The organism is Burkholderia sp. 22088, assembly GCF_052045915.1.
GTDB lineage: Bacteria > Pseudomonadota > Gammaproteobacteria > Burkholderiales > Burkholderiaceae > Burkholderia > Burkholderia cepacia.
On record NZ_JBQEPY010000015.1, the window covers coordinates 189964 to 212087 of the forward strand.

18 protein-coding genes are annotated in these 22124 nt (G+C 65.2%); 4 read left to right on the top strand and 14 right to left on the bottom strand.

Features of this window, described 5'->3' with window-relative positions:
• Positions 1–54 precede the first annotated feature (54 nt).
• The 10 genes from hscA to ACTJLD_RS27505 form a co-directional block, all read right to left on the bottom strand.
• The gene (gene hscA, locus ACTJLD_RS27460) at positions 55–1923 is read right to left on the bottom strand and encodes a Fe-S protein assembly chaperone HscA (RefSeq protein ID WP_440660026.1); all 1869 of its coding nucleotides are present in this window, start codon (positions 1921–1923) and stop codon (positions 55–57) included.
• A 54-nt stretch (positions 1924–1977) separates the two neighbouring features.
• A complete protein-coding gene (gene hscB, locus ACTJLD_RS27465; RefSeq protein ID WP_440660027.1) occupies positions 1978–2505 on the bottom strand; it encodes a Fe-S protein assembly co-chaperone HscB in 528 nt (175 codons plus the stop codon).
• Between the two features lie 94 nt (positions 2506–2599).
• The gene (gene iscA / locus ACTJLD_RS27470) at positions 2600–2923 is read right to left on the bottom strand and encodes an iron-sulfur cluster assembly protein IscA (protein WP_012492710.1); all 324 of its coding nucleotides are present in this window, start codon (positions 2921–2923) and stop codon (positions 2600–2602) included.
• 65 nt (positions 2924–2988) lie between these two features.
• Entirely contained in the window at positions 2989–3396 is a 408-nt protein-coding gene (gene iscU, locus ACTJLD_RS27475) for a Fe-S cluster assembly scaffold IscU (RefSeq protein WP_006481982.1), read from the bottom strand.
• A 68-nt stretch (positions 3397–3464) separates the two neighbouring features.
• On the bottom strand, positions 3465–4688 hold the full coding sequence (locus tag ACTJLD_RS27480; protein WP_021157672.1) for an IscS subfamily cysteine desulfurase: 1224 nt from the start codon (positions 4686–4688) through the stop codon (positions 3465–3467).
• Between the two features lie 65 nt (positions 4689–4753).
• Positions 4754–5293, bottom strand: coding sequence for a Fe-S cluster assembly transcriptional regulator IscR (gene iscR, locus ACTJLD_RS27485; protein ID WP_009691731.1), 540 nt, complete (start codon positions 5291–5293; stop codon positions 4754–4756).
• 114 nt (positions 5294–5407) lie between these two features.
• Positions 5408–5890 (bottom strand): low molecular weight protein-tyrosine-phosphatase, encoded by a 483-nt coding sequence (locus tag ACTJLD_RS27490; RefSeq protein WP_440660032.1) that lies wholly within the window; start codon positions 5888–5890, stop codon positions 5408–5410.
• Between the two features lie 101 nt (positions 5891–5991).
• A complete protein-coding gene (locus ACTJLD_RS27495) occupies positions 5992–6219 on the bottom strand; it encodes a hypothetical protein (protein WP_060169975.1) in 228 nt (75 codons plus the stop codon).
• Positions 6220–6348: 129 nt separating this feature from the next.
• The gene (locus ACTJLD_RS27500) at positions 6349–7758 is read right to left on the bottom strand and encodes a lactate utilization protein B (protein WP_440660033.1); all 1410 of its coding nucleotides are present in this window, start codon (positions 7756–7758) and stop codon (positions 6349–6351) included.
• Positions 7759–7792: 34 nt separating this feature from the next.
• A complete protein-coding gene (locus tag ACTJLD_RS27505; RefSeq protein ID WP_021157667.1) occupies positions 7793–8515 on the bottom strand; it encodes a (Fe-S)-binding protein in 723 nt (240 codons plus the stop codon).
• A gap of 183 nt (positions 8516–8698) precedes the next feature.
• On the opposite strand from ACTJLD_RS27505, the gene ACTJLD_RS27510 reads away from it, so the two are divergent.
• A complete protein-coding gene (locus ACTJLD_RS27510) occupies positions 8699–9508 on the top strand; it encodes an IclR family transcriptional regulator (RefSeq protein WP_027786965.1) in 810 nt (269 codons plus the stop codon).
• Between the two features lie 94 nt (positions 9509–9602).
• Here ACTJLD_RS27510 and pbpG read toward each other — a convergent pair whose 3' ends face one another.
• Entirely contained in the window at positions 9603–10772 is a 1170-nt protein-coding gene (pbpG, locus tag ACTJLD_RS27515; RefSeq protein WP_027786964.1) for a D-alanyl-D-alanine endopeptidase, read from the bottom strand.
• Between the two features lie 652 nt (positions 10773–11424).
• Here pbpG and ACTJLD_RS27520 point away from each other — a divergent pair.
• On the top strand, positions 11425–11991 hold the full coding sequence (locus tag ACTJLD_RS27520) for a phasin family protein (RefSeq protein ID WP_006481973.1): 567 nt from the start codon (positions 11425–11427) through the stop codon (positions 11989–11991).
• A 192-nt stretch (positions 11992–12183) separates the two neighbouring features.
• On the opposite strand, the gene lpdA is transcribed toward ACTJLD_RS27520, so the two are convergent.
• From lpdA to aceE, 3 genes are all read right to left on the bottom strand, one after another.
• Positions 12184–13950, bottom strand: a complete 1767-nt coding sequence (gene lpdA, locus ACTJLD_RS27525) for a dihydrolipoyl dehydrogenase (RefSeq protein ID WP_059699118.1) — start codon at positions 13948–13950, stop codon at positions 12184–12186.
• A 286-nt stretch (positions 13951–14236) separates the two neighbouring features.
• The gene (gene aceF / locus ACTJLD_RS27530; protein ID WP_440660035.1) at positions 14237–15904 is read right to left on the bottom strand and encodes a dihydrolipoyllysine-residue acetyltransferase; all 1668 of its coding nucleotides are present in this window, start codon (positions 15902–15904) and stop codon (positions 14237–14239) included.
• Positions 15905–15972: 68 nt separating this feature from the next.
• Positions 15973–18669 carry a pyruvate dehydrogenase (acetyl-transferring), homodimeric type gene (aceE, locus tag ACTJLD_RS27535; RefSeq protein WP_027786961.1) on the bottom strand — a complete coding sequence of 899 codons (2697 nt, stop codon included), beginning with the start codon at positions 18667–18669 and terminating at the stop codon, positions 15973–15975.
• Between the two features lie 273 nt (positions 18670–18942).
• Here aceE and fixL point away from each other — a divergent pair, with 273 nt between their 5' ends.
• Both fixL and fixJ read left to right on the top strand, forming a co-directional pair.
• Positions 18943–21459 (top strand): oxygen sensor histidine kinase FixL, encoded by a 2517-nt coding sequence (fixL, locus tag ACTJLD_RS27540; RefSeq protein ID WP_027786960.1) that lies wholly within the window; start codon positions 18943–18945, stop codon positions 21457–21459.
• On the top strand, positions 21456–22094 hold the full coding sequence (fixJ, locus tag ACTJLD_RS27545) for an oxygen response regulator transcription factor FixJ (RefSeq protein WP_006493245.1): 639 nt from the start codon (positions 21456–21458) through the stop codon (positions 22092–22094). The genes fixL and fixJ overlap by 4 nt, the downstream gene beginning before the upstream one ends.
• Positions 22095–22124 lie beyond the last annotated feature (30 nt).

Genomic DNA, 22124 nt, shown 5'->3' on the forward strand with positions numbered 1-22124 from the left:
CCGCACGGTTCAATATCGCGCGGGCCGTTACCGGCCGATGCGCAGTTCGTGAGTTCAGATCTCGTCGAGCCGGCGGCCCGACAACGCGCGCTTGATGCTCTTGTCCATCCGGCGCGCCGCGAATTCGTCGGTACCGTCGGCCAGCGCCTTGGTCGCGGTTTCGATCGCGTCCGTGTCGTCGCCCTGCGCGATCGTGCGCAGCGCCGCGGCCAACGCATCGACCTGCGTGCGCTCGTCCGTGTCGAGCAGTTCACCGTCGGCCGCCAGCGCGGCCTGCGTCGCCTCGAGCATCCGCTCGGCCTCGACCTGCGCTTCGCGCAGCGCGCGGGCGCGCATGTCGATTTCGGCAGTCTTGAAACTGTCCTCGAGCATCTTCGCGATGTCGTCGTCGGCAAGACCGTACGACGGCTTCACAACGACCGACGCCTCGACGCCCGAATGCTGCTCGCGTGCGAACACCGACAGCAGCCCGTCCGCATCGACCTGGTAGGTCACGCGAATGCGCGCCGCACCGGCCGTCATCGGCGGAATGCCGCGCAGCTCGAAGCGCGCGAGCGAGCGGCAGTCGGCGACGAGCTCGCGCTCGCCCTGCACGACATGGATCGCCATCGCGGTCTGGCCGTCCTTGAAGGTCGTGAATTCCTGTGCGCGTGCGATCGGAATCGTCGAGTTACGCGGGATGATCTTCTCGACGAGGCCGCCCATCGTCTCGACACCGAGCGACAGCGGAATCACGTCGAGCAGCAGCCAGTCGTCGCCTGTGCCGCGATTGCCTGCGAGCAGGTCGGCCTGGATCGCTGCGCCGAGCGCGACGACCTGATCCGGATCGAGGTTCACGAGCGGCGGCTGGCCGAAATACTTCGCGACCGCGTCGCGAATCACCGGCATGCGCGTCGCGCCGCCGACGAGCACGACGCCCTTGATGTCGGCCGGCGTAACCTGCGCGTCGCGCAGCGCCTTGCGGGTCGGCGTGAGCGTACGCTGCACGAGCGGCTCGACGAGCGACGCGAACGTGTCGTGCGAGATCGTCTGCACGAGATGCGCACCGCCCGACAGCGTGACGTCGAGCGACGCCTGCGGCGCGGACGACAGCGCTTCCTTCAGCACGCGCACACGGTCGAGCAGCAGGCGCACGTCCTCGGGCGCGAGCGTCTTCGCATCGATGTCGGCCTGCGCGAGCACGTGACCGAACAACGCGTGGTCGAAATCGTCGCCGCCGAGCGCGGAATCGCCGCCCGCGGCCAGCACTTCGAACACGCCTTTCGTCAGCTTCAGGATCGACAGGTCGAACGTGCCGCCGCCGAGGTCGTACACCGCGTAGAGGCCTTCGGCCCCGTTGTCGAGGCCATAGGCAATCGCCGCGGCGGTCGGTTCGTTCAGCAGGCGCAGCACGTTGAGGCCCGCGAGGCGCGCGGCGTCCTTGGTCGCCTGGCGTTGCGCTTCGTCGAAATACGCGGGCACCGTGATCACCGCGCCGACGAGGTCGTCGCCAAGCGAATCTTCCGCGCGATAGCGCAGCGTCGCGAGAATCTCGGCCGACACTTCGACGGGGCTCTTCACGCCGTCGACGGTGCGGATCTGCACCATGCCCGGCGCATCGACGAATTCGTACGGCGCGTTCGCCGCGCCTTCGACCTCGGCCTTGCCGCGGCCCATGAAGCGCTTGACCGACACGATCGTGTTGCGCGGATCGGTCGCGGCCTGCTCTTTCGCCTCGTGGCCGATACGCCGGCCGCCCTTCTCGAGATAGCGGACCACCGACGGCAGCAGCACACGGCCCGCCTCGTCCGGCAGCACCTCCGGCACGCTGTTACGCACGGCCGCGACGAGCGAGTTCGTCGTGCCGAGATCGATCCCGACGGCGAGTCGCCGCTGATGCGGCGCCGGTGCCATGCCCGGTTCGGAAATTTGCAGTAAAGCCATCTTGGTTCGTTCGGGCGCTCGGCCCGTTTGCTGCGCGTGCCGCGAGGCACGCGGTTAAGTTTCGAGGCGCTCGATCTGCGCGCCCACTTCCGACGCGACCCGTTCGATGAACATCAGCTGGCGCACGGCCTCGGCGGCCGCCTGATCGGCGCCGCTGTCGAGCAGCGTGCCGAGACGCTCCACACGAATGCGCCGCTCTTCGCGCAACTCGGCGAGCAGCGCGTCGAGCGCGTCGACATTGCGGGCGGCCGCGGCATCCTCGATGCCCTCGCGCCACTCCATCTGCTGCATCAGGAACGCGGGCTCCATCGCGGTATTGTTTTCCGCACCGATGTCGACACCACGCAGGAACAGCAGATACGACGCGCGCTTCAGCGGATCGCGCAGCGTGCGGTACGCCTCGTTCGCACGGGTTGCCCATTGCATCGCGATACGTTTCTGCGCATCGCCGGCCGCCGCGAAACGGTCCGGATGCACCTGCGTCTGCACCGTCCGATAGGCGGCGTCGAGCGCCGTCTCGTCGAGCGCGAATTGCGCCGGCAGGTGAAACAGGTCGAAGTGGCTGTCTTTCAGCGAAACCATCGTCGCGTTCAATTCCGGTTCGTCGCACGGCAAACGCCGCACATTAAAAAGGCGGCCCGTGCCGCCTCTTGCCCGCATCGCGCGGAGACCCGCGTCACACGCGGAACGATTCGCCGCAACCGCACTCGTCCTTCACGTTCGGGTTGTTGAACTTGAACCCTTCGTTCAGGCCTTCGCGGGCGAAGTCGAGCTCGGTGCCGTCGATGTACGCAAGACTCTTCGGATCGACGATCACCTTCACGCCATGGCTCTCGAACACCTGATCCTCGGGAGCCAGCTCGTCGACATACTCGAGCTTGTACGCGAGCCCCGAGCACCCGGTCGTGCGAACGCCAAGCCGCAGGCCCATACCCTTGCCGCGACGGACGAGGTATTTCTGGACGTGCTGTGCTGCTTTTTCGGTCAGTGTAATTGCCATGATGTCCTTGCCGCGGCACGCCACCGGGGCCTGCCGCGTTTCCTTCTCTAGCCGCTCGATGCCGCTCAGGCTGCTGCCTGATCGCCTTCCTTGGTGTCGTGGCGCTTCTTGTAGTCGGCCACGGCTGCCTTGATCGCATCTTCCGCGAGGATCGAGCAGTGAATCTTCACCGGCGGCAGCGCGAGTTCTTCGGCGATCTGCGTGTTCTTGATCGACAGTGCTTCGTCGAGCGTCTTGCCCTTCACCCACTCGGTGACGAGCGAGCTCGACGCGATCGCCGAACCGCAACCGTACGTCTTGAACTTCGCGTCTTCGATCACGCCGTCCGCGCCGACGCGGATCTGCAGCTTCATCACGTCGCCGCAGGCCGGCGCGCCGACCATGCCCGTGCCGACCGTGTCGTCGTCCTTCGCGAACGAACCGACGTTGCGCGGGTTTTCGTAGTGATCCAGAACCTTGTTGCTGTAAGACATGACTCAGACTCCTTGACTCGTTACGTCTGCGTGCGCGAATCCGCCCGCGGGTATGTTCAATCCGGCGCTCAGTGTGCGGCCCATTCGATCGTCGACAGATCGATGCCTTCCTGGTGCATTTCCCAGAGCGGCGACAGTTCGCGCAGCTTCGCGATCTTGCTGTTCAGCAGGTTGATCACGAAGTCGACTTCCTGCTCCGTCGTGAAGCGGCCGACCGTGAAGCGGATCGAGCTGTGCGCCAGCTCGTCGTTGCGGCCGAGCGCACGCAGCACGTACGACGGCTCCAGCGACGCCGACGTGCACGCGGAGCCCGACGACACCGCGACGTCCTTGATCGCCATGATCAGCGACTCGCCTTCGACGAAGTTGAAACTGATGTTGAGGTTGTGCGGGACACGGCGTTCCATGTCGCCGTTCACGTACGTTTCCTCGATCTGCGACAGGCCGCGCAGCAGCTTGTCTCGCAGCATGCGGACGCGCTCGTTTTCCGTCGCCATTTCTTCACGTGCGATGCGGAACGCTTCACCCATGCCGACGATCTGGTGCGTCGGCAGCGTGCCCGAACGCATCCCGCGCTCGTGGCCGCCGCCGTGCATCTGCGCTTCGATGCGCACACGCGGCTTGCGGCGCACGTACAGCGCGCCGATGCCCTTCGGGCCGTACGTCTTGTGCGCCGAGAACGACATCAGGTCGACCTTCAGCTTCGCGAGATCGATCCCGACCTTGCCCGTCGACTGTGCGGCGTCGACGTGGAACACGATGCCCTTCTCGCGGCAGATTTCACCGATCGTCTCGATGTCCTGGATTACGCCGATCTCGTTGTTCACGTGCATCACCGACACGAGGATCGTGTCCGGACGCAGCGCGGCCTTGAACACGTCGAGGTCGATCAGGCCGTCATCCTTGACGTCGAGGTAGGTGACTTCGAAGCCGTCGCGCTCGAGCTCGCGGCACGTGTCGAGCACGGCCTTGTGCTCGGTCTTCACCGTGACGATGTGCTTGCCCTTGCCCTTGTAGAAGTTCGCGGCACCCTTGATCGCGAGGTTGTCCGACTCCGTTGCGCCGGACGTCCAGATGATCTCGCGCGGATCCGCGTTCACGAGCGCGGCCACCTGTTCGCGCGCTTCCTCGACCGCACGCTCGGCATCCCAGCCGTACGCGTGGCTGCGCGATGCCGGGTTGCCGAACTGCTCGCGCAGGTACGGCACCATCTTGTCGACCACACGCGGGTCGACCGGTGTCGTCGCGCTGTAATCCATGTAGATGGGCAGGTGGAGAGTCTCTTGGGTCATCTGTCGCTCCGGGAATTCTGTGCAGGGACTATGTGCGTTATGGGGTATGGCGGGCGCCTTCGCGCTCACGAACTCGCGATGTTGAACACCGAATTGGGACCGAGCGGCATCGTGCGCACCGGCTCGGCCGGTGCGGCGACGGGCTCCGGCGTGCGGCGATCGCGCAACACCGCAGGGGCGCCTTCGCGTGCGCGCTGCTGATCGACGAGATCCTGCAGCGACACGGAGTCGAGGTATTCGACCATCTTCTGGTTCAGCGTCGACCACAGCTCGTGCGTCATGCAATGGCCGTCGGGCTGCTTCGAGCCGTCGCACGTGCCTTTGCCGCCGCACTGCGTGGCGTCGAGCGGTTCATCGACCGCGATGATGATGTCGGCAACGGTGACGTCCTGCGCGCGACGCGCGAGGTTGTAACCGCCGCCCGGGCCGCGCACGGATTCGACGATTTCATGCCTGCGCAGCTTCCCGAACAGCTGTTCGAGATACGAGAGCGAAATCCGCTGGCGCTGGCTGATGCCTGCAAGCGTCACCGGGCCCTGCTCCTGGCGCAGTGCCAAGTCAATCATCGCCGTGACGGCGAAACGGCCTTTGGTGGTGAGTCTCATGGTGTCTAGGGGACTGCAATCTTGACGATTTTGGTCAAGTATAAATATTTGACGTTTTTAGTCAAGTATCCATGTCTTTGAAAGGGTATTCGTAGACCGCTGAATACCGCGCGATCAGCGCTCCGTGCGGGGCCGGAGCGTCTCAAGCAGGCCCGCGCACGCGCGCTCGACCTGATCGAGCACCTGCTCGAAGCCCTGCGCGCCGCCGAAATACGGATCGGCCACTTCGGTTTCGGTCGAATCCGGCGCGAATTCCATCAGCAGGCGCACCTTGTCGAGATGCTGCGGCGGACAGCGGCGACGCAGCTCCGCGAGATTCGCCTCATCCATCGCGAGCAGCAGGTCGAAGCGCTCGAAATCCGCCGCGCTCACCTGTCGTGCGCGCAGCGCCGACAGATCGTAGCCGCGGCCGCGAGCGGCCGCCTGCGCACGCGTATCGGGCGGTTCGCCGACATGCCAGTCGCCGGTGCCGGCCGAATCGATCCCGATCCGGTCCGCCAGCGCGGCCGCATCGACCTGGTGACGCATCACGCCTTCCGCGGTGGGCGAACGGCAGATGTTGCCGAGACAGACGAAACAGATCGAAACGCGGGTCATCGCACTATCGGAAAGCCGCGGCGAACCGCGCGGGAGAAGAACGCGCCATTATACAAAGGCGACCGGAATCGCGCCGCCGGGCAAAGCGACGGCGCCGTGCATTACAGCGCCTTCGGCACGACGAGTGCGACGTCGCCGGATGCCGCCGGCAACGGCTTCGCCGCGTCGTCGACCAGCCCGAACGACACCGCACGCGCCAATTCAGCGGATGCCTGGTGAACTGCGAGCGGGCCACGCGACGGCGCATCGGCCATCGCATGCAGATAGGCAGCCGCGGCCAGCGGAACGACGATTGCCAGCGGCCAGTACATCGATATTGTCTTTTTCATGATGCGGACCTCCTTGACCTCGTACCCCGAAACCCAATTCCGGGGACTACAGACGAGATTCTATAGACCGCATCTATCGAGATAAATATCCAAATAGCGAACGCTCTGTTGTCGCCGGATGAACAGTCGTCAGCCGAGGTGGCTTTGCGACGCCGCGTACAGTTCCCGGAACGTGCGCCCGGTCGGGGTCGGCATGTCGCGCGTGTCCATCCAGCTGCCCATCATCGGCAGGCGCCGCAGCGTGCCGCCGGCGCCCAGCCGCTCGAGGATGCGCACCGCGAGCTTCGTCGTCAGTGCGTACAGCATCGGCCGCCGCGCGACGAAACCCCATGCGGTGAGCGCCGCCCGCTCGCGCCACGGCCGCAGGTGCCGCTCGACCTGTTTTTCGCGCAGCGTGCGCAACAGATGCGACAGCGGAATCCCGGCCGGGCAGACGCTGTCGCATTCTCCGCAAAGCGTCGCGGCCTGCGGCAGATCCAGCGCGCGATCGAGCCCGACGTAACTCGGCGTCAGCACGGAACCCATCGGCCCCGGGTAGACCCAGCCGTACGCATGGCCGCCGACCTTCTGGTAAACCGGGCAATGGTTCATGCATGCGCCGCAGCGGATGCAACGCAGCATCTCCTGGAACTCGCCGCCGATCAGCCCCGTGCGGCCGCCGTCGACGAGCACCACGTAGTTGTGCTCGGGGCCGTCCTCGTCACCCGGCCCGCGCGGCCCGGTCAGCAGCGAGAAATAGTTCGACGTCTTCTGCCCCGTCGCGGAACGCGGCAGCAGGCGCATCGCGGTCGCGAGATCCTCGAGGGTCGGCAGCACCTTCTCGATGCCCGTCACCGCCACATGCACGCGCGGCATCACCGTGCACATCCCCTCGTTCCCTTCGTTCGTCACGATCGCGACCGAACCGGTCTCGGCGATCACGAAGTTGCCGCCGGTCACGCCCATGTCGGCCGACATGAAATGCGGGCGCAGCACCTCGCGCGCCTCGCGCGTCATGTCCGGAATCTCGGTGAGCCGCTCGCGGTGGTGCGTGCGCGCGAACAGGTCGGCGATCTCGTCCTTGTCCTTGTGGACGACGGGCGCAATGATGTGGCTCGGCGGCTCGTTGTCGTTGATCTGCAGGATGTATTCGCCGAGGTCCGTCTCGATCGATTGCACGCCCATTTCCGCGAGCACCGCGTTCAGGCGCATTTCCTCCGACACCATCGACTTGGTCTTGATGACCTTCTTCACGTCGTGACGGCGCGCAATGTCGGCCACGAGCCGCGCGGCGTCCGCCGTCGTCTCGGCGAACAGCACGGTCGTGCCGCGCCGCGTCGCCTCCTGCTCGAAGGCCTCGAGCCACACGTCGAGGTTCTCCAGCGCGCGGTTGCGGCGCGCCTTCAGCGCCGCCCGCGTGGCCGGGAAGTCGATCGCGGTCATCGCGTCGGCACGCGCGGACACGAACTTCGTCGACAGCTTCTTCAGGTTCTGCTGCAGGCGCTGGTCGGCCAGCTTCTGGCCGGCGCGCGCCTTGAAATGCATCGATTGGACTTGCATCGCGGTATCGGGGAAAAGTGAGCGGAACCGGGCGTCAGACGTCGCCCGCCAGCACCTGCGCGACGTGCAGCACGCGCGTGTCGCGGTCGCCGGTGCGGCGCAACCGCCCTTCGATGTTCAGCATGCAGCCGAGATCGCCGAGCACGACGGCGCCCGCGCCCGACGCGCGCACGTTCGCGCACTTCTCGTCCGCGATGGCCGCCGAGATGTCGCCGTACTTCACCGCAAACGTGCCGCCGAAGCCGCAGCAGTGCTCGCAGTCCTTCATCTCGGTGACCGCAATGCCGCGCTGCGCGAGCAGCGCACGCGGCTGTGCCTTCACGCCGAGCTCGCGCAGGCCCGAGCACGAATCGTGATAGGTGACGGGCCCCGTGAATTCACCCGGCGCGAGCGAGACCTTCGCGACATTCGCCAGGAAATCGGTCAGTTCGTAGACCTTCTGCTGGAACCGCGTGTAGCGCCCCATCAGCTCGGGGTCGTCGCGGAACAGGTCGCCGTAGTGCGCGCGGATCATCCCGCCGCATGAACCCGACGGCGCGACGACGTAATCGAACTGCTCGAACTCGCGCAGCGTCTTTTCCGCGAGATCGCGGGCGAGCGCGCGGTCGCCCGAGTTGTAGGCCGGCTGGCCGCAGCAAGTCTGCGCGGGCGGCACGATCACCTCGTAGCCGGCGTCGCGAATCAGCTTGAGCGCCGAAAAACCGATTTCCGGACGCATCAGATCGACCAGGCAGGTCACGAACAAACCGACTCGCATACGTGCTCCTTCGAGAAAACGGCTCTCATTATCCGCCGTTTGGCCGGCGAGACCAACGCCGGCTCGCGCGCAAGCCCGCACTGCGCGAAACGAGGACTTCCTCGAACGGCGTTCGCTTTTTTCACGATACGAGATACAATCGTTGCAACACCGCTTGCCGCGTCAACCGATTTCTCCCCCGACATGAGCCAACCCACCCCGGATTCCAAAACGTCGATCCAGGTGATCGAACGCATGATGCGGTTGCTGGACGCGCTCGCCGCGCACAGTGACCCCGTGAGCCTGAAGGAACTTGCGCAGCGCACGGAGCTGCACCCGTCTACGGCGCACCGCATCCTCAACGACATGGTGACCTGCCGCCTCGTCGACCGCTCCGATCCCGGCACGTATCGCCTCGGCATGCGGCTGCTGGAGCTCGGCAACCTCGTGAAGGCACGCCTGTCGGTACGCGACGCGGCGCTGATGCCGATGCGCGAGCTGCACCGTCTCACCGGGCAGACCGTGAACCTATCGGTGCGCCAGGGCGACGAGATCGTCTACATCGAGCGCGCGTATTCGGAGCGCTCGGGGATGCAGGTCGTCCGTGCGATCGGCGGCCGCGCGCCGCTGCACCTCACGTCGGTCGGCAAGCTGTTCCTTGCAGCCGACGAAACGTCGCGCGTGCGTGCCTATGCAACGCGCACGGGGCTGTCCGGCCATACGCAGAACAGCATCACCGACATCGCGAAGCTCGAGCGCGAGCTGACGATCGTCCGCCAGCAATCGTGCGCACGCGACAACGAGGAACTGGAGCTCGGCGTGCGCTGTATCGCGGCCGGCATCTACGACGATTCGGGCAAGCTCGTCGCGGGCCTGTCGCTGTCGGCGCCGGCCGATCGCCTCCAGGATGCCTGGCTCGGCCAGTTGAGCCGTACTGCCCTCACCATTTCGGAATCGCTCGGCTACCGGCCGGCGCCCACGAAGGATGCGGACGGGCTGCAACGGCAGGCGTAAGCCGCTCCCGCGCGCCCGCAGTAAAAAAGCCCCGCGATTGCGGGGCTTTTTTTCGGCCATCGGCGCGGCGGCGAACCGCCACGCCGCCGTGCGATCAGGTCCCGCCGTTCGGCGTGTTGGCCGCCGTCAGGCGCTCGCCGCCGCCGGCGTCGAGCCAGTTACGCAGACGCGCCGCGTCGGCGAAGCGCGAATACTTGCCGAACGAATCGAGCAGCACCATCACCATCGGCCGGCCGTGGATCGTCGCCTGCATCACGAGACATTCGCCCGCTTCGTTGATGAAGCCCGTCTTCTGCAGACCGATGTCCCACGAGCCGTTGCCGCGGATCAGCGCGTTCGTGCTGTTGTAGGCGAGATTGCGCTTGCCCGTGTACACCTCGTAGCTGCGATCGGTCGAGAACTGACGGATCATCGGGTACTGGTACGCCGCATTGACCATCTTCACCAGATCGCGCGCGCTCGACACGTTCGAGCTCGACAGGCCGGTCGAATTCTCGAAATGGGTATCGGCCATGCCGAGCGACTTCGCCTTCGCGTTCATCGCGGCGATGAACGCCGGACGACCGCCCGGGTAATAACGCGACAGCGCGGCGGCTGCGCGGTTTTCCGACGCCATCAGCGCGATGTGCAGCATGTCTTCACGCGACAGCACCGAGCCGACCGACAGGCGCGAACCCGTGCCCTTCTCGTAGTCGCGGTCTTCGTCGGTGACTTCGATCTGGTCGGCCATCGGCGCCTTCGAGTCGAGTACGACCATCGCGGTCATCAGCTTCGAGATCGACGCGATCGGCACGACGGCGTGCGAATTCTTGTCGAACAGCGGCTCGCCGGAATTCTGGTCGACGACGTACGCGACGCTCGAACGCAGCGCGAGCGCGTCCGGCGTGTCGTGCAGGCCGAACGCCTGGCCGACGCTCTGCCGACGCGGCTGGAACGCGACCTTGCGAACCGCGCCGTGATGGCCGGCACGCACGCTGTTCGCCGCGAGCGTCACGCGCTTGCGCGACGCCTTTGCGCGCGGCGCATCGGCCGCGGCGACCTTGGCGGATTTGTCGGAGGTAGCCCTGGCCGACTTCTTCTTCGCGGACGAAGCAGGAGCGACAGCCTTTTTCTTGGCGGCTTGTTGGGTCTTCGCAGTGGCGGCAAAGGCGTCAGCGGGCGTGACGGACGCAGTGGTCGCCAGCAAGGCGACAGCGACCGACACAGCCGTGCCGAGCGTCATGCTCTGCAACAATCTGCGCGGTGAAAACGATTCGGCTTTCATTGGGGTCTGGACAAAGCGGGCGGGAGGTTTCCGCAAGTGTAGTTAAAGCTGAAAAAAAGAGCAATATTAGGCACTTACCGATCGTCGTTAAACCGGAATGTAAGGGTTGGCCAACCTCTGACCAATGAACCCTCCCGCTCCCATCGAAAAAATTCATGGGATGCGCTGCCCGACAGTACCCGTCTCCCGATTACACACGGTTAATTGAGATAACGTCACTTCGGAGGCGATTTAAAGCGGGGAAACTACGTATCCGGCGCTCGGGGTGCCTGGGAGCCGGTCTCGGCCGTAGCGGCGGCACGTCGCCACGGTACGCGCATCGAAACGGCGCGTTTTCGACAGGAACAGAAGGATAACGTTCCATGACCCTGTCAGGTTTACCTGTGCATGATCATGGTGCGCCGCGTGCGCCCCGCGTTCGTGCGCACCATCTGGGAGACGCGCGTGAAACCGATTCCGAACGGGCACGATAACTTGTTGTTTTATCGATAATTTGTCGCGATTGTGCAACGCACAAAAAACACTTGACATCCGTTTTCTCTGCCCTAAAATAGGCCTCATTGCTGCGTTGCACAAAGCACGCGCATCCGAGGTTCCCCGTCGTAGTGCCCTTTACCCTGCGATCGACGCGATCGCTTTTCAGGAGCTGGACATGTCCTTGCTGACCCCCGAGCAAATCGCCGCTGCACAGAAAGCCAACCTCGAAAGCCTGTTCGGTCTGACGACCAAGGCGTTCGAAGGCGTCGAGAAGCTGATCGAACTCAACCTGCAGGTCGTGAAGTCGACGCTGGCCGAAGGCCAGGAAAACGCACAGCGCCTGCTGTCGGTGAAGGACGCACAGGAACTGATCGCCCTGCAAGCCAGCCTGTCGCAGCCGGTCGCGGAAAAGGTGCTGTCGTACGGCCGTCACCTGTACGAAATCGCATCGTCGACGCAAGCCGAGTTCGCGAAGGTTGCAGAAGCGCAATTCGAAGAACAGAACAAGAAGGTCCAGGCACTCGTCGACAACGTCGCGAAGAACGCCCCGGCCGGTTCGGAAACGGCTGTCGCCGCACTGAAGTCGGCGCTGAACGCTGCGAACACCACGTACGAAACGGTTCAGAAGGCCACGAAGCAAGCCGTCGAAATCGCTGAAACGAACTTCAACGCTGCTGCTGCCGTCGCAACGAAGGCTGCTACCGCCGCTGCCGCACGTCGTTCGAGCAAGCCGGCCGCGTAAGCGTCCCCTGCTCCTGAAAGAGCCGCGCACAGCGCGGCTTTTTCGTTTCTGGCGCCGCACCACGCCGGAATCGCCAAGCCGCCGGCCGTGCTCGAACGGTCGTTTGAGCATCGGCCGCCCGCAAAAGAAAACGCCGCCGCCCGGATCGCCCGGGAGGCGGCGTTTTTTGTGGCAGGCAACATGCCGGTCGCGTTACTTCTTGCGCTGCGGCGGCAGGTCCGTACAGACGCCTTCGTACAGTTCGGCGGCCATGCCGACCGATTCGCCGAGCGTCGGGTGCGGATGGATCGTCTTGCCGATGTCTTCCGCGTCCGCGCCCATCTCGACGGCGAGGCACACTTCGCTGATCAGGTCGCCCGCGTTCAGGCCGACGATCGCGCCGCCGATCACCCGGTGGGTTTCCTCGTCGAAGATCAGCTTCGTGAAGCCTTCGTCGCGGCCGTTCGCGATCGCGCGGCCCGATGCGGCCCACGGGAACACCGCCTTGCCGTACTTGATGCCTTCGGCCTTGCACTGGTCTTCCGTCTTGCCGGCCCACGCCACTTCCGGATCGGTGTACGCCACCGACGGGATCTGCAGCGCGTCGAAGTACGCCTTCTCGCCGTGTGCAGCTTCCGCTGCGACGTGGCCTTCATGCACGGCCTTGTGCGCGAGCATCGGCTGGCCGACGATGTCGCCGATCGCGAAGATGTGCGGGACGTTCGTGCGCATCTGCTTGTCGACGTCGATGAAGCCGCGGTCCGTGACGGCGACGCCTGCCTTGTCGGCGCCGATCTTCTTGCCGTTCGGGCTGCGGCCCACCGCGACGAGCACGAGGTCGTAGCGCTGCGCTTCCGCCGGCGCCTTCTCGCCCTCGAACTTCACGTAGATGCCGTCTTCCTTCGCTTCTGCGCCGACCGTCTTGGTCTTCAGCATCACGTTGCCGAAGCGCTTCGCGTTGTACTTTTCCCAGACCTTCACGAGATCGCGGTCCGCGCCCATCATCAGGCCGTCCATCATTTCGACGACGTCGATCTCGGCGCCGAGCGTCGAGTACACCGTCGCCATTTCGAGGCCGATGATGCCGCCGCCGATCACGAGCATGCGCTTCGGCAGCTGACGCAGCTCGAGCGCGCCGGTCGAATCGACGACGCGCGGGTCTTCCGGCATGAACGGCAGCTTCACGGCCTGCGAGCCCGCCGCGATGATCGCCTGCTTGAACCTGACGACCTTCTTGCCGTTTTCGCCCTGCACTTCCATGTGGAACGGATCGACGAATGCGCCGACGCCCGTGACCACTTCGACCTTGCGCGCCTTGGCCATGCCGGCGAGGCCCGTCGTCAGTTTCTTGACGACGCCGCCCTTGAAGTCGCGCAGCTTGTCGAGATCGACTTCCGGCTTGCCGAACGTGATGCCGTGCGACGCGAGCGCCGCGGCTTCCTCGACGACGAGCGACGTATGCAGCAGCGCCTTCGACGGGATGCAGCCGACGTTCAGGCACACGCCGCCGAGCGTCGAGTAGCGTTCGACGAGCACGGTCTTCATGCCGAGGTCGGCTGCGCGGAACGCGGCCGAGTAGCCGCCGGGGCCGGCGCCGAGCACGAGCATGTCGCACTCGATGTCGACGGCGCCTGCGTAGCTGCCGGCTTGCGGCGCGGGTGCCGGAGCGGCTGCGGCCGGTGCCGGCGCAGCTGCCGCGGGCTTTGCTGCTTCGGGTGCTTTCGCGGGCGCGGCGGCGCCTGCCGCTGCTTCGACGATGGCGATGACGGTGCCTTGCGAGACTTTCTCGCCGGCCTTGACCTTGACTTCCTTGACGGTGCCGGCGACGTCGCTGGGCACTTCCATGGAGGCTTTGTCCGATTCGAGCGTGATGAGCGTCTGCTCTTTTTCGATCACGTCGCCCGGCTTCACGTTGACTTCGATGACATCGACGCCGCTGAAATCGCCGATATCCGGAACCTTGACTTCGATGAGACTCATTACTGTCCCCTTCTTGATTAGCTGCAGACAGAGAGGGAGAAACCCGCGGAAGAACCCACTACTGCGACTACGGCCTGACAAGAGAACGCGACGTTGGGCAGGACCACCTTTGCCGTCCGCCCAAGGACGCGCCTTTCTTTTGGTTACTTTTCTTTGGAAGACAAAGAAAAGTGACCGCCGCCCCGCGCAGGGGCGACGCTAGCAGACCGTTAGCAAGACAGGTTCAACGCCGAAACGTGGATGACCGACATAAAACCCACGCCCCCGCGAGCAAGCTCCCCGCTCATCAAAGAATGATGCGACGGAAATCCGCGAGCAACGCGCCGAGATACGCATTGAACCGCGCGGCTTCCGCGCCATCGATCACGCGATGGTCATACGACAGCGACAGCGGCAGCGTCAGACGCGGCACGAACTGCTTGCCGTCCCACACCGGCTTCATCTGGCCGCGCGACAACCCGAGGATCGCGACTTCCGGCGCATTGATGATCGGCGTGAAGTTGGTGCCACCGATCCCGCCGAGCGACGAGATCGAGAAGCAACCGCCCTGCATCTGGTCCGGCTTCAGCTTGCCGTCGCGTGCGGCCTTCGACAGCTCGGCCATTTCCTTCGCGATATCGACGAGCCCCTTCTTGTCCGCATCGCGGATCACCGGCACGACGAGGCCGTTCGGCGTGTCCGCGGCAAAACCGATGTGGTAGTACTGCTTGAACACCAGGTTGTCGCCGTCGAGGCTCGCGTTGAAGGTCGGGAATTTCTTCAGCGCGGCGACGACCGCCTTGATCACGAACGCGAGCATCGTGAACTTCACGCCCGCCTTTTCGTGCTCCTTGTTCAGCTGCACGCGCAGCGCTTCGAGCTCGGTGATGTCCGCTTCGTCGTTGTTCGTGACGTGCGGGATCATCACCCAGTTGCGATGCAGGTTCGCGCCCGAGATCTTCTTGATGCGCGACAGCGGCTTCGCTTCGAACGGGCCGAACTTCGAGAAGTCGACCTTCGACCACGGCAGCAGGTTCAGCTCGCCGCCGCCTGCCGGCGCGGCTGCCGCGCCCGGTGCCGCGCGCTGGCCAGTCATCACGCCCTTCACGAAGCCCGTGACGTCTTCCTTCGTGATGCGGCCCTTCGGACCCGAGCCCTGCACGCGCGCGACTTCGACGCCGAGTTCGCGCGCGAACTTGCGTACCGACGGCGATGCGTGGCTGGCGCGGTATTCGCCCGACGGTGCCGCGGCCGGAGCCGGCGCAGCAGCGGCCGGTGCGGCCTTCGCGGGTGCGGCGGCGGGTGCCGGCGCCGGCGCTGCTGCGGCGGGCGCCGGTGCGCTCGCCTGCGGTGCGGCAGCCGCTGCACCTGCGGTTTCGAGCAGCACGATCAGCGTGCCTTCCGACACCGAATCGCCCACCTTGACCTTGATTTCCTTCACGACGCCCGCTGCCGGGCTCGGCACGTCCATCGTCGCCTTGTCCGACTCGAGCGTGACGAGCGACTGTTCCTTCTCGACCGTGTCGCCGACCTTCACGCCGATCTCGATCACCGGAACGTCCTTGTAGTCGCCGATGTCGGGTACCTTCACTTCGAGCGTGCCGCCGGCGGCTGCCGGTGCGGCTGCCGGTGCGGCTGCCGGTGCGGCAGCCGGTGCCGCTGCGGCCGGCGCAGGCGCTGCCGCCGGAGCCGGTGCTGCGGCCGGCGCGGCCGCGCCGTTGGCCTGCGCCGCGGCGCCGCCTTCGAGCAGGATGATCAGCGAGCCTTCCGACACGGAATCGCCCACCTTGACCTTGATTTCCTTCACGACGCCGCCTACCGGGCTCGGCACGTCCATCGTCGCCTTGTCCGACTCGAGCGTGACGAGCGACTGCTCCGGCTCGACCGTGTCGCCGACCTTCACGCCGATCTCGATCACCGGCACGTCCTTGTAATCGCCGATATCCGGCACCTTCACTTCGATCGCTTGACTCATCTGTTTCTGTCTCCATGGCCGCGCGCGCTTCTCGCGGAAGCGGCGCGCGGCATCACACGGCGTGTGCGTTAAACGGTCATCGGGTTGGGCTTCGACGGATCGAGGTTGTACTTGGCGATCGCGTCCGCGACCACCTTGCGCTCGATCGTGCCCTCGTCGGCCAGCGCGTTGAGCGCGGCGACGGTGACCCAGTGACGGTCGACTTCGAAGAAGTGACGCAGCTTCTCGCGGGTATCCGAGCGGCCGAAACCGTCGGTGCCCAGCACGACGAAGCGGCGATCGATCTGGCCGCGGATCTGGTCGACCAGCGCGCGGACGTAGTCGGTCGACGCGATGACCGGGCCCTGCGTGTCCTTCAGGCACTTCTGCACGTGCGACAGGCGACGCTCCTCGGTCGGATGGAGCAGGTTCCAGCGCTCGACCTGGTGGCCTTCACGCGCCAGCTCGGTGAAGCTCGGCACGCTCCACAGGTCGGCGGCGACGCCCCAGTCGTTCTTCAGCAGGTCGGCGGCAGCGATCACTTCGTTGAAGATCGTGCCCGCGCCGAGCAGTTGAACGCGCGGCGCCTTCTTGTCGGCGTCGGCCTTCTTGAACGAGTACATGCCCTTGATGATGTCGGCCGCCACGTGCTCGCCCTGCGGAATCGCCGGGTGCTCGTAGTTCTCGTTCATCACCGTGATGTAGTAGTACACGTCCTCCTGGTCCTGCACCATGCGGCGCAGGCCGTCCTGGACGATCACCGCGAGCTCGTAGCCGAAGGTCGGGTCGTAGCTCACGCAGTTCGGCACCGATGCCGCCCACAGGAGCGAGTGACCGTCTTCGTGCTGCAGGCCTTCGCCGTTCAGCGTCGTGCGGCCCGCGGTACCGCCGAGCAGGAAGCCGCGCGAACGCATGTCGCCCGCGGCCCATGCCAGGTCGCCGATCCGCTGGAAGCCGAACATCGAATAGAAGATGTAGAACGGCACCATGATCTCGCCGTGCGTCGAATACGACGTCGCCGCCGCGATCCAGTCGCACATGCCGCCCGCTTCGTTGATGCCTTCCTGCAGGATCTGGCCGGTCTCCGATTCCTTGTAGAACATCAGCTGGTCGGAATCTTCAGGCACGTACTTCTGGCCCTGCTGGTTCCAGATACCGATCTGGCGGAACAGGCCTTCCATGCCGAACGTACGCGATTCGTCCGGGACGATCGGCACGACGCGCTTGCCGAGCGCCTTGTCCTTCAGCAGGATGTTCAGGATCCGCACGAACGCCATCGTCGTCGAGATCTCGCGGCCCTCGCCCGTGCCCTTCAGCAGCGGTTCGAACGCGTCGAGCGCCGGCACCGGCAGCGACGTCGCCTTCTCGCGGCGATGCGGCAGGTAGCCGCCGAGATCCATGCGCTGCTTGCGCATGTATTCGAGTTCCTTCGAGCCTTCCTCGAACTTCAGGTACGGCACGTCGGCGATCTGCTCGTCGGTGATCGGCAGGCGGAACTGGTCACGGAACTTCTTCAGTTGCTCGACCGGCAGCTTCTTCTGCTGGTGCGTGATGTTCATCGCCTGGCCCGATTCGCCCATCCCGTAGCCCTTGATGGTCTTCGCGAGAATGACGGTCGGCGCACCCTTCGTGTTCGTGGCTTCGTGGAAAGCCGCGTAGATCTTGTGCGGATCGTGGCCGCCGCGGTTCAGCGCCCAGATGTCGTCATCGGACCAGTCGGCGACGAGCGCCTTCAGCTCAGGCGTGTTGAAGAAGTGCTCGCGCACGAACGCGCCCGACTCCGACTTGTACGTCTGGTACTCGCCGTCGACGACTTCCATCATGCGGCGCATCAGCGCGCCCGTCTTGTCGCGTGCGAACAGCGCATCCCAGCGGCTGCCCCAGATGACCTTGATCACGTTCCAGCCGGCACCGCGGAATTCCGATTCCAGTTCCTGGATGATCTTGCCGTTGCCGCGCACCGGGCCGTCGAGACGCTGCAGGTTGCAGTTGATCACGAACACGAGGTTGTCGAGCTTTTCGCGGCTCGCCATCCCGATCGCGCCGAGCGATTCCGGCTCGTCCGTCTCGCCGTCGCCGAGGAATGCCCACACCTTGCGGCCTTCCGTCTTCGCGATGCCGCGCGCTTCCAGGTACTTCATGAAACGTGCCTGGTAGATCGCCATGATCGGGCCGAGGCCCATCGACACGGTCGGGAACTGCCAGAAGTCCGGCATCAGCCACGGGTGCGGGTACGACGAAATGCCGTTGCCGTCGACTTCCTGGCGGAAGTTGTCGAGCTGCTCTTCCTTCAGGCGGCCGAGCAGGAATGCGCGCGAGTAGACGCCCGGCGACGAGTGGCCCTGCACGAACACGAGATCGCCGCCGTGCTGCTCGGACGCTGCGTGCCAGAAATGGTTGTAGCCGACGTCATAGAGCGTCGCGGCCGACGCGAACGACGCGATGTGGCCGCCGACGTTCGTGTCCTTGCCTGCACGTAGCACCATCGCCAGCGCGTTCCAGCGCGTGTACGAACGGATGCGGTGCTCGATGTCCTGGTCGCCAGGGATCTTCGCCTGGGCTTCGACCGGGATCGTGTTGATGTACGGGGTATTGGCGGAGAACGGCAGGTGTTCGCCGTGCATGCGGGCGAACTCGATCTGCTTTTCGATCAGGTAATGCGCGCGGCCGGTGCCCACGGAGGAGATCACGCCATCGAGCGACTCCAGCCACTCGACGGTTTCTTGCGGGTCGTCGTCACGTTCGGCGGCGACATATTTCATCACTTCGTTCGGTACAGCGGACATTCTCGTCTCCTGGGTCCTGGAATGTGAGGATCGCTCTCGTGCAGACGACGCGACGCGACCGGCTGCGGGCAAGCTCCAGCGGATTGTAATGAGCGTGCGCGGGCCTGCGCAACAAAATTTTCGAATAGTGAGATCTTTTCTCGCAATACGAAATATTGCTGCGCTGCACCCATATTTCGGGGCTCTCCGGCGCGTCCCGGCGAAACAAATCCGTTTCCGTTCAACATATCCGGTATAGGTTTTCCATGTATTGCGCTGCGCTACAATCCTGCCATGTTGACCGATCGGCTTTTCGCACGCTCGGCGCGACCGTCGGGCCCGCCGGCGGAGTCGCAGCCGTCCCGTTGGCACCACGGACCGTGGTGGTCCAATTCCTATTTGCTGACGCCACTGCTGTCGATCCTCGTGTTCCTGGTGGTGATGAGCCTCATCCTGTGGAGCCTCAACCGCCGCGAACAGCAGCAGCAGGAAGACACCCTCTTCCGGAACGTCGCGTGGGCGCAGCAGCAGATCCGCCTGTCGATGACGGGCGCGCAGGAACAGCTCCAGGCACTGTCGCGCGACCTCGCATCCGGCCGCCTCGACCAGAACGCGTTCCAGATGGCCGTCGCGGACGTGATGCAGACGCACCCGGAAATCCTCTACCTGAACTGGTACACGTCGCCCGGCGTACAGCGCTGGCCGACCGTGCATCCACCGCTGCTCGGCCAGCGGCTCGCGAAGCCCGGCGAAGCGCAGATGCAGGACGCCGTGCGCGGCGCATACGACGAGGCGCGCAGCACGCGCCGCCAGGCCTATTCGCCGCTGATCTACGACGACTTCGGCAACGGCTTCATCACGCTGCAGACGCCCGTCATGCGCGGCGACCGCGAGTACCTCGGCTCGATCGCCGCGGTGTTCTCGGTCGAAGGCATCCTGAAGCACGACATCCCGCAGGAACTGTCGTCGAAGTACAAGATCTCGATCACCGACGCGAACAACCGCGAGCTGTCGTCCACGTCGACGCGCCCGCGCCTGCCGCGCGACTCGCACTACGACCTGCCGCTCGATCCGCCCGGCCAGGGGCTGACCGTGCGCGTGTACGCATTCCCGCAGCTCACGAACCTCACCAACAACACGCTCGTGTGGCTCGTGGCGGGCCTGTCGTGCTTCGTGCTGTGGAGCCTCTGGAGCCTGTGGAAGCACACGCGCCAGCGCTTCGAGGCGCAGCAGGCGCTGTACGCGGAAGCGTTCTTCCGCCGCGCGATGGAAAATTCGGTGCTGATCGGCATGCGCGTGCTCGACATGCACGGCCGCATCACGCACGTGAACCCCGCGTTCTGCCGGATGACCGGCTGGGACGAAACCGACCTCGTCGGCAAGGTCGCGCCGTTCCCGTACTGGCCGCGCGACGCTTACCCGGAAATGCAGCGCCAGCTCGACATGACGCTGCGCGGCAAGGCGCCGAGTTCGGGCTTCGAGCTGCGCGTGCGGCGCAAGAACGGCACGCTGTTCCATGCGCGCCTGTACGTGTCGCCGCTGATCGACAGTTCGGGCCGACAGACCGGCTGGATGTCGTCGATGACCGACATCACCGAGCCGAAGCGCGCGCGCGAGGAACTCGCGGCCGCGCACGAGCGCTTCACGACGGTGCTCGAAAGCCTCGACGCCGCGGTGTCGGTGCTGGCCGCCGACGAAGCCGAGCTGCTGTTCGCGAACCGCTACTACCGCCACCTGTTCGGCATTCGCCCGGACGGCCATCTCGAGCTGTCGGGCGGCGGCTTCGACCGCGCGCAGGCATCGTCCGACTCGATCGACATGGTCGACGCGTTCGCGGGCTTGCCGGCCGCCGCGCTGACGAGCAGCACGGCCGATGCGCAGGAGGTGTACGTCGAGAGCATCCAGAAGTGGTTCGAAGTGCGCCGCCAGTACATCCAGTGGGTGGACGGCCACCTCGCGCAGATGCAGATCGCGACCGACATCACGACCCGCAAGAAGGCGCAGGAGCTCGCGCACCAGCAGGAAGAGAAGCTGCAGTTCACGAGCCGATTGATGACGATGGGTGAAATGGCGTCGTCGATTGCTCACGAATTGAATCAGCCGCTCGCCGCGATCAACAACTACTGCTCGGGAACGCTCGCGCTCGTGAAGAGCGGCCGCGGCACGCCCGAGACGCTGCAGCCCGCGCTGGAAAAGACCGCGCAGCAGGCGCTGCGCGCCGGGATGATCGTCAAGCGGATCCGCGAATTCGTGAAGCGCAGCGAACCGAAGCGCCAGCCGGCCCGGGTCGCGGACATCGTCGCCGACGCAGTCGGGCTCGCTGAAATCGAGGCCAGGAAGCGCAGGATCCGGATCGTCACGGAAATCCTCGCAAGAATGCCTATTATTTATGTCGACCCCGTGCTGATCGAGCAGGTGCTCGTGAACCTGATGAAGAACGCGGCCGAGGCGATGGCCGACGTGAAGCCGGCGTCGGCGGACGGCGTGATCCGCGTCATCGCCGACATCGAGGCGGGATTCGTCGACATCCGCGTGATCGACCAGGGCCCGGGCGTCGACGAAGCGACCGCCGAGCGCCTGTTCGAACCGTTTTACAGCACCAAGTCCGATGGCATGGGCATGGGGCTGAACATCTGCCGTTCGATCATCGAATCGCATCGGGGGCGTCTGTGGGTGGTCAACAACGTCGAGCCGGATGGCCGCATTTCCGGCGCGACGTTCCACTGCAGCCTGCCCATTGGGGAACCCGCTGATCTCGGCCAAGGGGGGCGCGAGGCATCGGCATCACATACCGTTACGGGAGAACTATGAATAGCCCTGTCACCACCACTCAGGAAACCGTCTTCGTCGTCGACGACGACGAGGCCGTACGGGACTCGCTGCGCTGGCTGCTGGAGGCGAACGGCTATCGCGTGCAATGCTTCTCGAGCGCCGAGCAGTTCCTCGATGCGTACCAGCCGGCGCAGCAGGCCGGCCAGATCGCGTGCCTGATCCTCGACGTGCGGATGTCGGGCATGAGCGGTCTCGAGCTGCAGGAGCGCCTGATCGCCGACAATGCCGCGCTGCCGATCATCTTCGTCACGGGTCACGGCGACGTGCCGATGGCCGTGTCGACGATGAAAAAGGGTGCGATGGACTTTATCGAGAAACCGTTCGACGAAGCCGAGCTGCGCAAGCTCGTCGAGCGGATGCTCGACAAGGCCCGAAGCGAAAGCAAGAGCGTCCAGGAGCAGCGTGCCGCGAGCGAACGCCTGTCGAAGCTGACCGCGCGCGAGCAGCAGGTGCTCGAACGGATCATCGCGGGCCGCCTGAACAAGCAGATCGCCGACGATCTCGGCATCAGCATCAAGACGGTCGAAGCGCACCGCGCGAACATCATGGAAAAGCTCAACGTCAATACGGTGGCCGACCTGCTGCGCCTCGCGCTGTCGAAGAAGCAGGCCTGAGCGTCGCGCGCGGCTCCGGGCAGCCCTGCC

Excerpts from the sequence above, each read along its gene's own strand:
- ACTJLD_RS27495 (WP_060169975.1), bottom strand. The coding sequence starts at position 6,219 with ATGAAAAAGACAATATCGATGTACTGGCCGCTGGCAATCGTCGTTCCG.
- ACTJLD_RS27520 (WP_006481973.1), top strand. The coding sequence starts at position 11,425 with ATGTCCTTGCTGACCCCCGAGCAAATCGCCGCTGCACAGAAAGCCAAC.
- iscR (WP_009691731.1), bottom strand. The coding sequence starts at position 5,293 with ATGAGACTCACCACCAAAGGCCGTTTCGCCGTCACGGCGATGATTGAC.
- hscB (WP_440660027.1), bottom strand. The coding sequence starts at position 2,505 with ATGGTTTCGCTGAAAGACAGCCACTTCGACCTGTTTCACCTGCCGGCG.
- fixL (WP_027786960.1), top strand. The coding sequence starts at position 18,943 with ATGTTGACCGATCGGCTTTTCGCACGCTCGGCGCGACCGTCGGGCCCG.
- ACTJLD_RS27480 (WP_021157672.1), bottom strand. The coding sequence starts at position 4,688 with ATGACCCAAGAGACTCTCCACCTGCCCATCTACATGGATTACAGCGCG.
- ACTJLD_RS27505 (WP_021157667.1), bottom strand. The coding sequence starts at position 8,515 with ATGCGAGTCGGTTTGTTCGTGACCTGCCTGGTCGATCTGATGCGTCCG.
- aceF (WP_440660035.1), bottom strand. The coding sequence starts at position 15,904 with ATGAGTCAAGCGATCGAAGTGAAGGTGCCGGATATCGGCGATTACAAG.
- ACTJLD_RS27490 (WP_440660032.1), bottom strand. The coding sequence starts at position 5,890 with ATGACCCGCGTTTCGATCTGTTTCGTCTGTCTCGGCAACATCTGCCGT.
- fixJ (WP_006493245.1), top strand. The coding sequence starts at position 21,456 with ATGAATAGCCCTGTCACCACCACTCAGGAAACCGTCTTCGTCGTCGAC.
- ACTJLD_RS27510 (WP_027786965.1), top strand. The coding sequence starts at position 8,699 with ATGAGCCAACCCACCCCGGATTCCAAAACGTCGATCCAGGTGATCGAA.
- ACTJLD_RS27500 (WP_440660033.1), bottom strand. The coding sequence starts at position 7,758 with ATGCAAGTCCAATCGATGCATTTCAAGGCGCGCGCCGGCCAGAAGCTG.
- lpdA (WP_059699118.1), bottom strand. The coding sequence starts at position 13,950 with ATGAGTCTCATCGAAGTCAAGGTTCCGGATATCGGCGATTTCAGCGGC.
- aceE (WP_027786961.1), bottom strand. The coding sequence starts at position 18,669 with ATGTCCGCTGTACCGAACGAAGTGATGAAATATGTCGCCGCCGAACGT.
- hscA (WP_440660026.1), bottom strand. The coding sequence starts at position 1,923 with ATGGCTTTACTGCAAATTTCCGAACCGGGCATGGCACCGGCGCCGCAT.
- pbpG (WP_027786964.1), bottom strand. The coding sequence starts at position 10,772 with ATGAAAGCCGAATCGTTTTCACCGCGCAGATTGTTGCAGAGCATGACG.
- iscA (WP_012492710.1), bottom strand. The coding sequence starts at position 2,923 with ATGGCAATTACACTGACCGAAAAAGCAGCACAGCACGTCCAGAAATAC.
- iscU (WP_006481982.1), bottom strand. The coding sequence starts at position 3,396 with ATGTCTTACAGCAACAAGGTTCTGGATCACTACGAAAACCCGCGCAAC.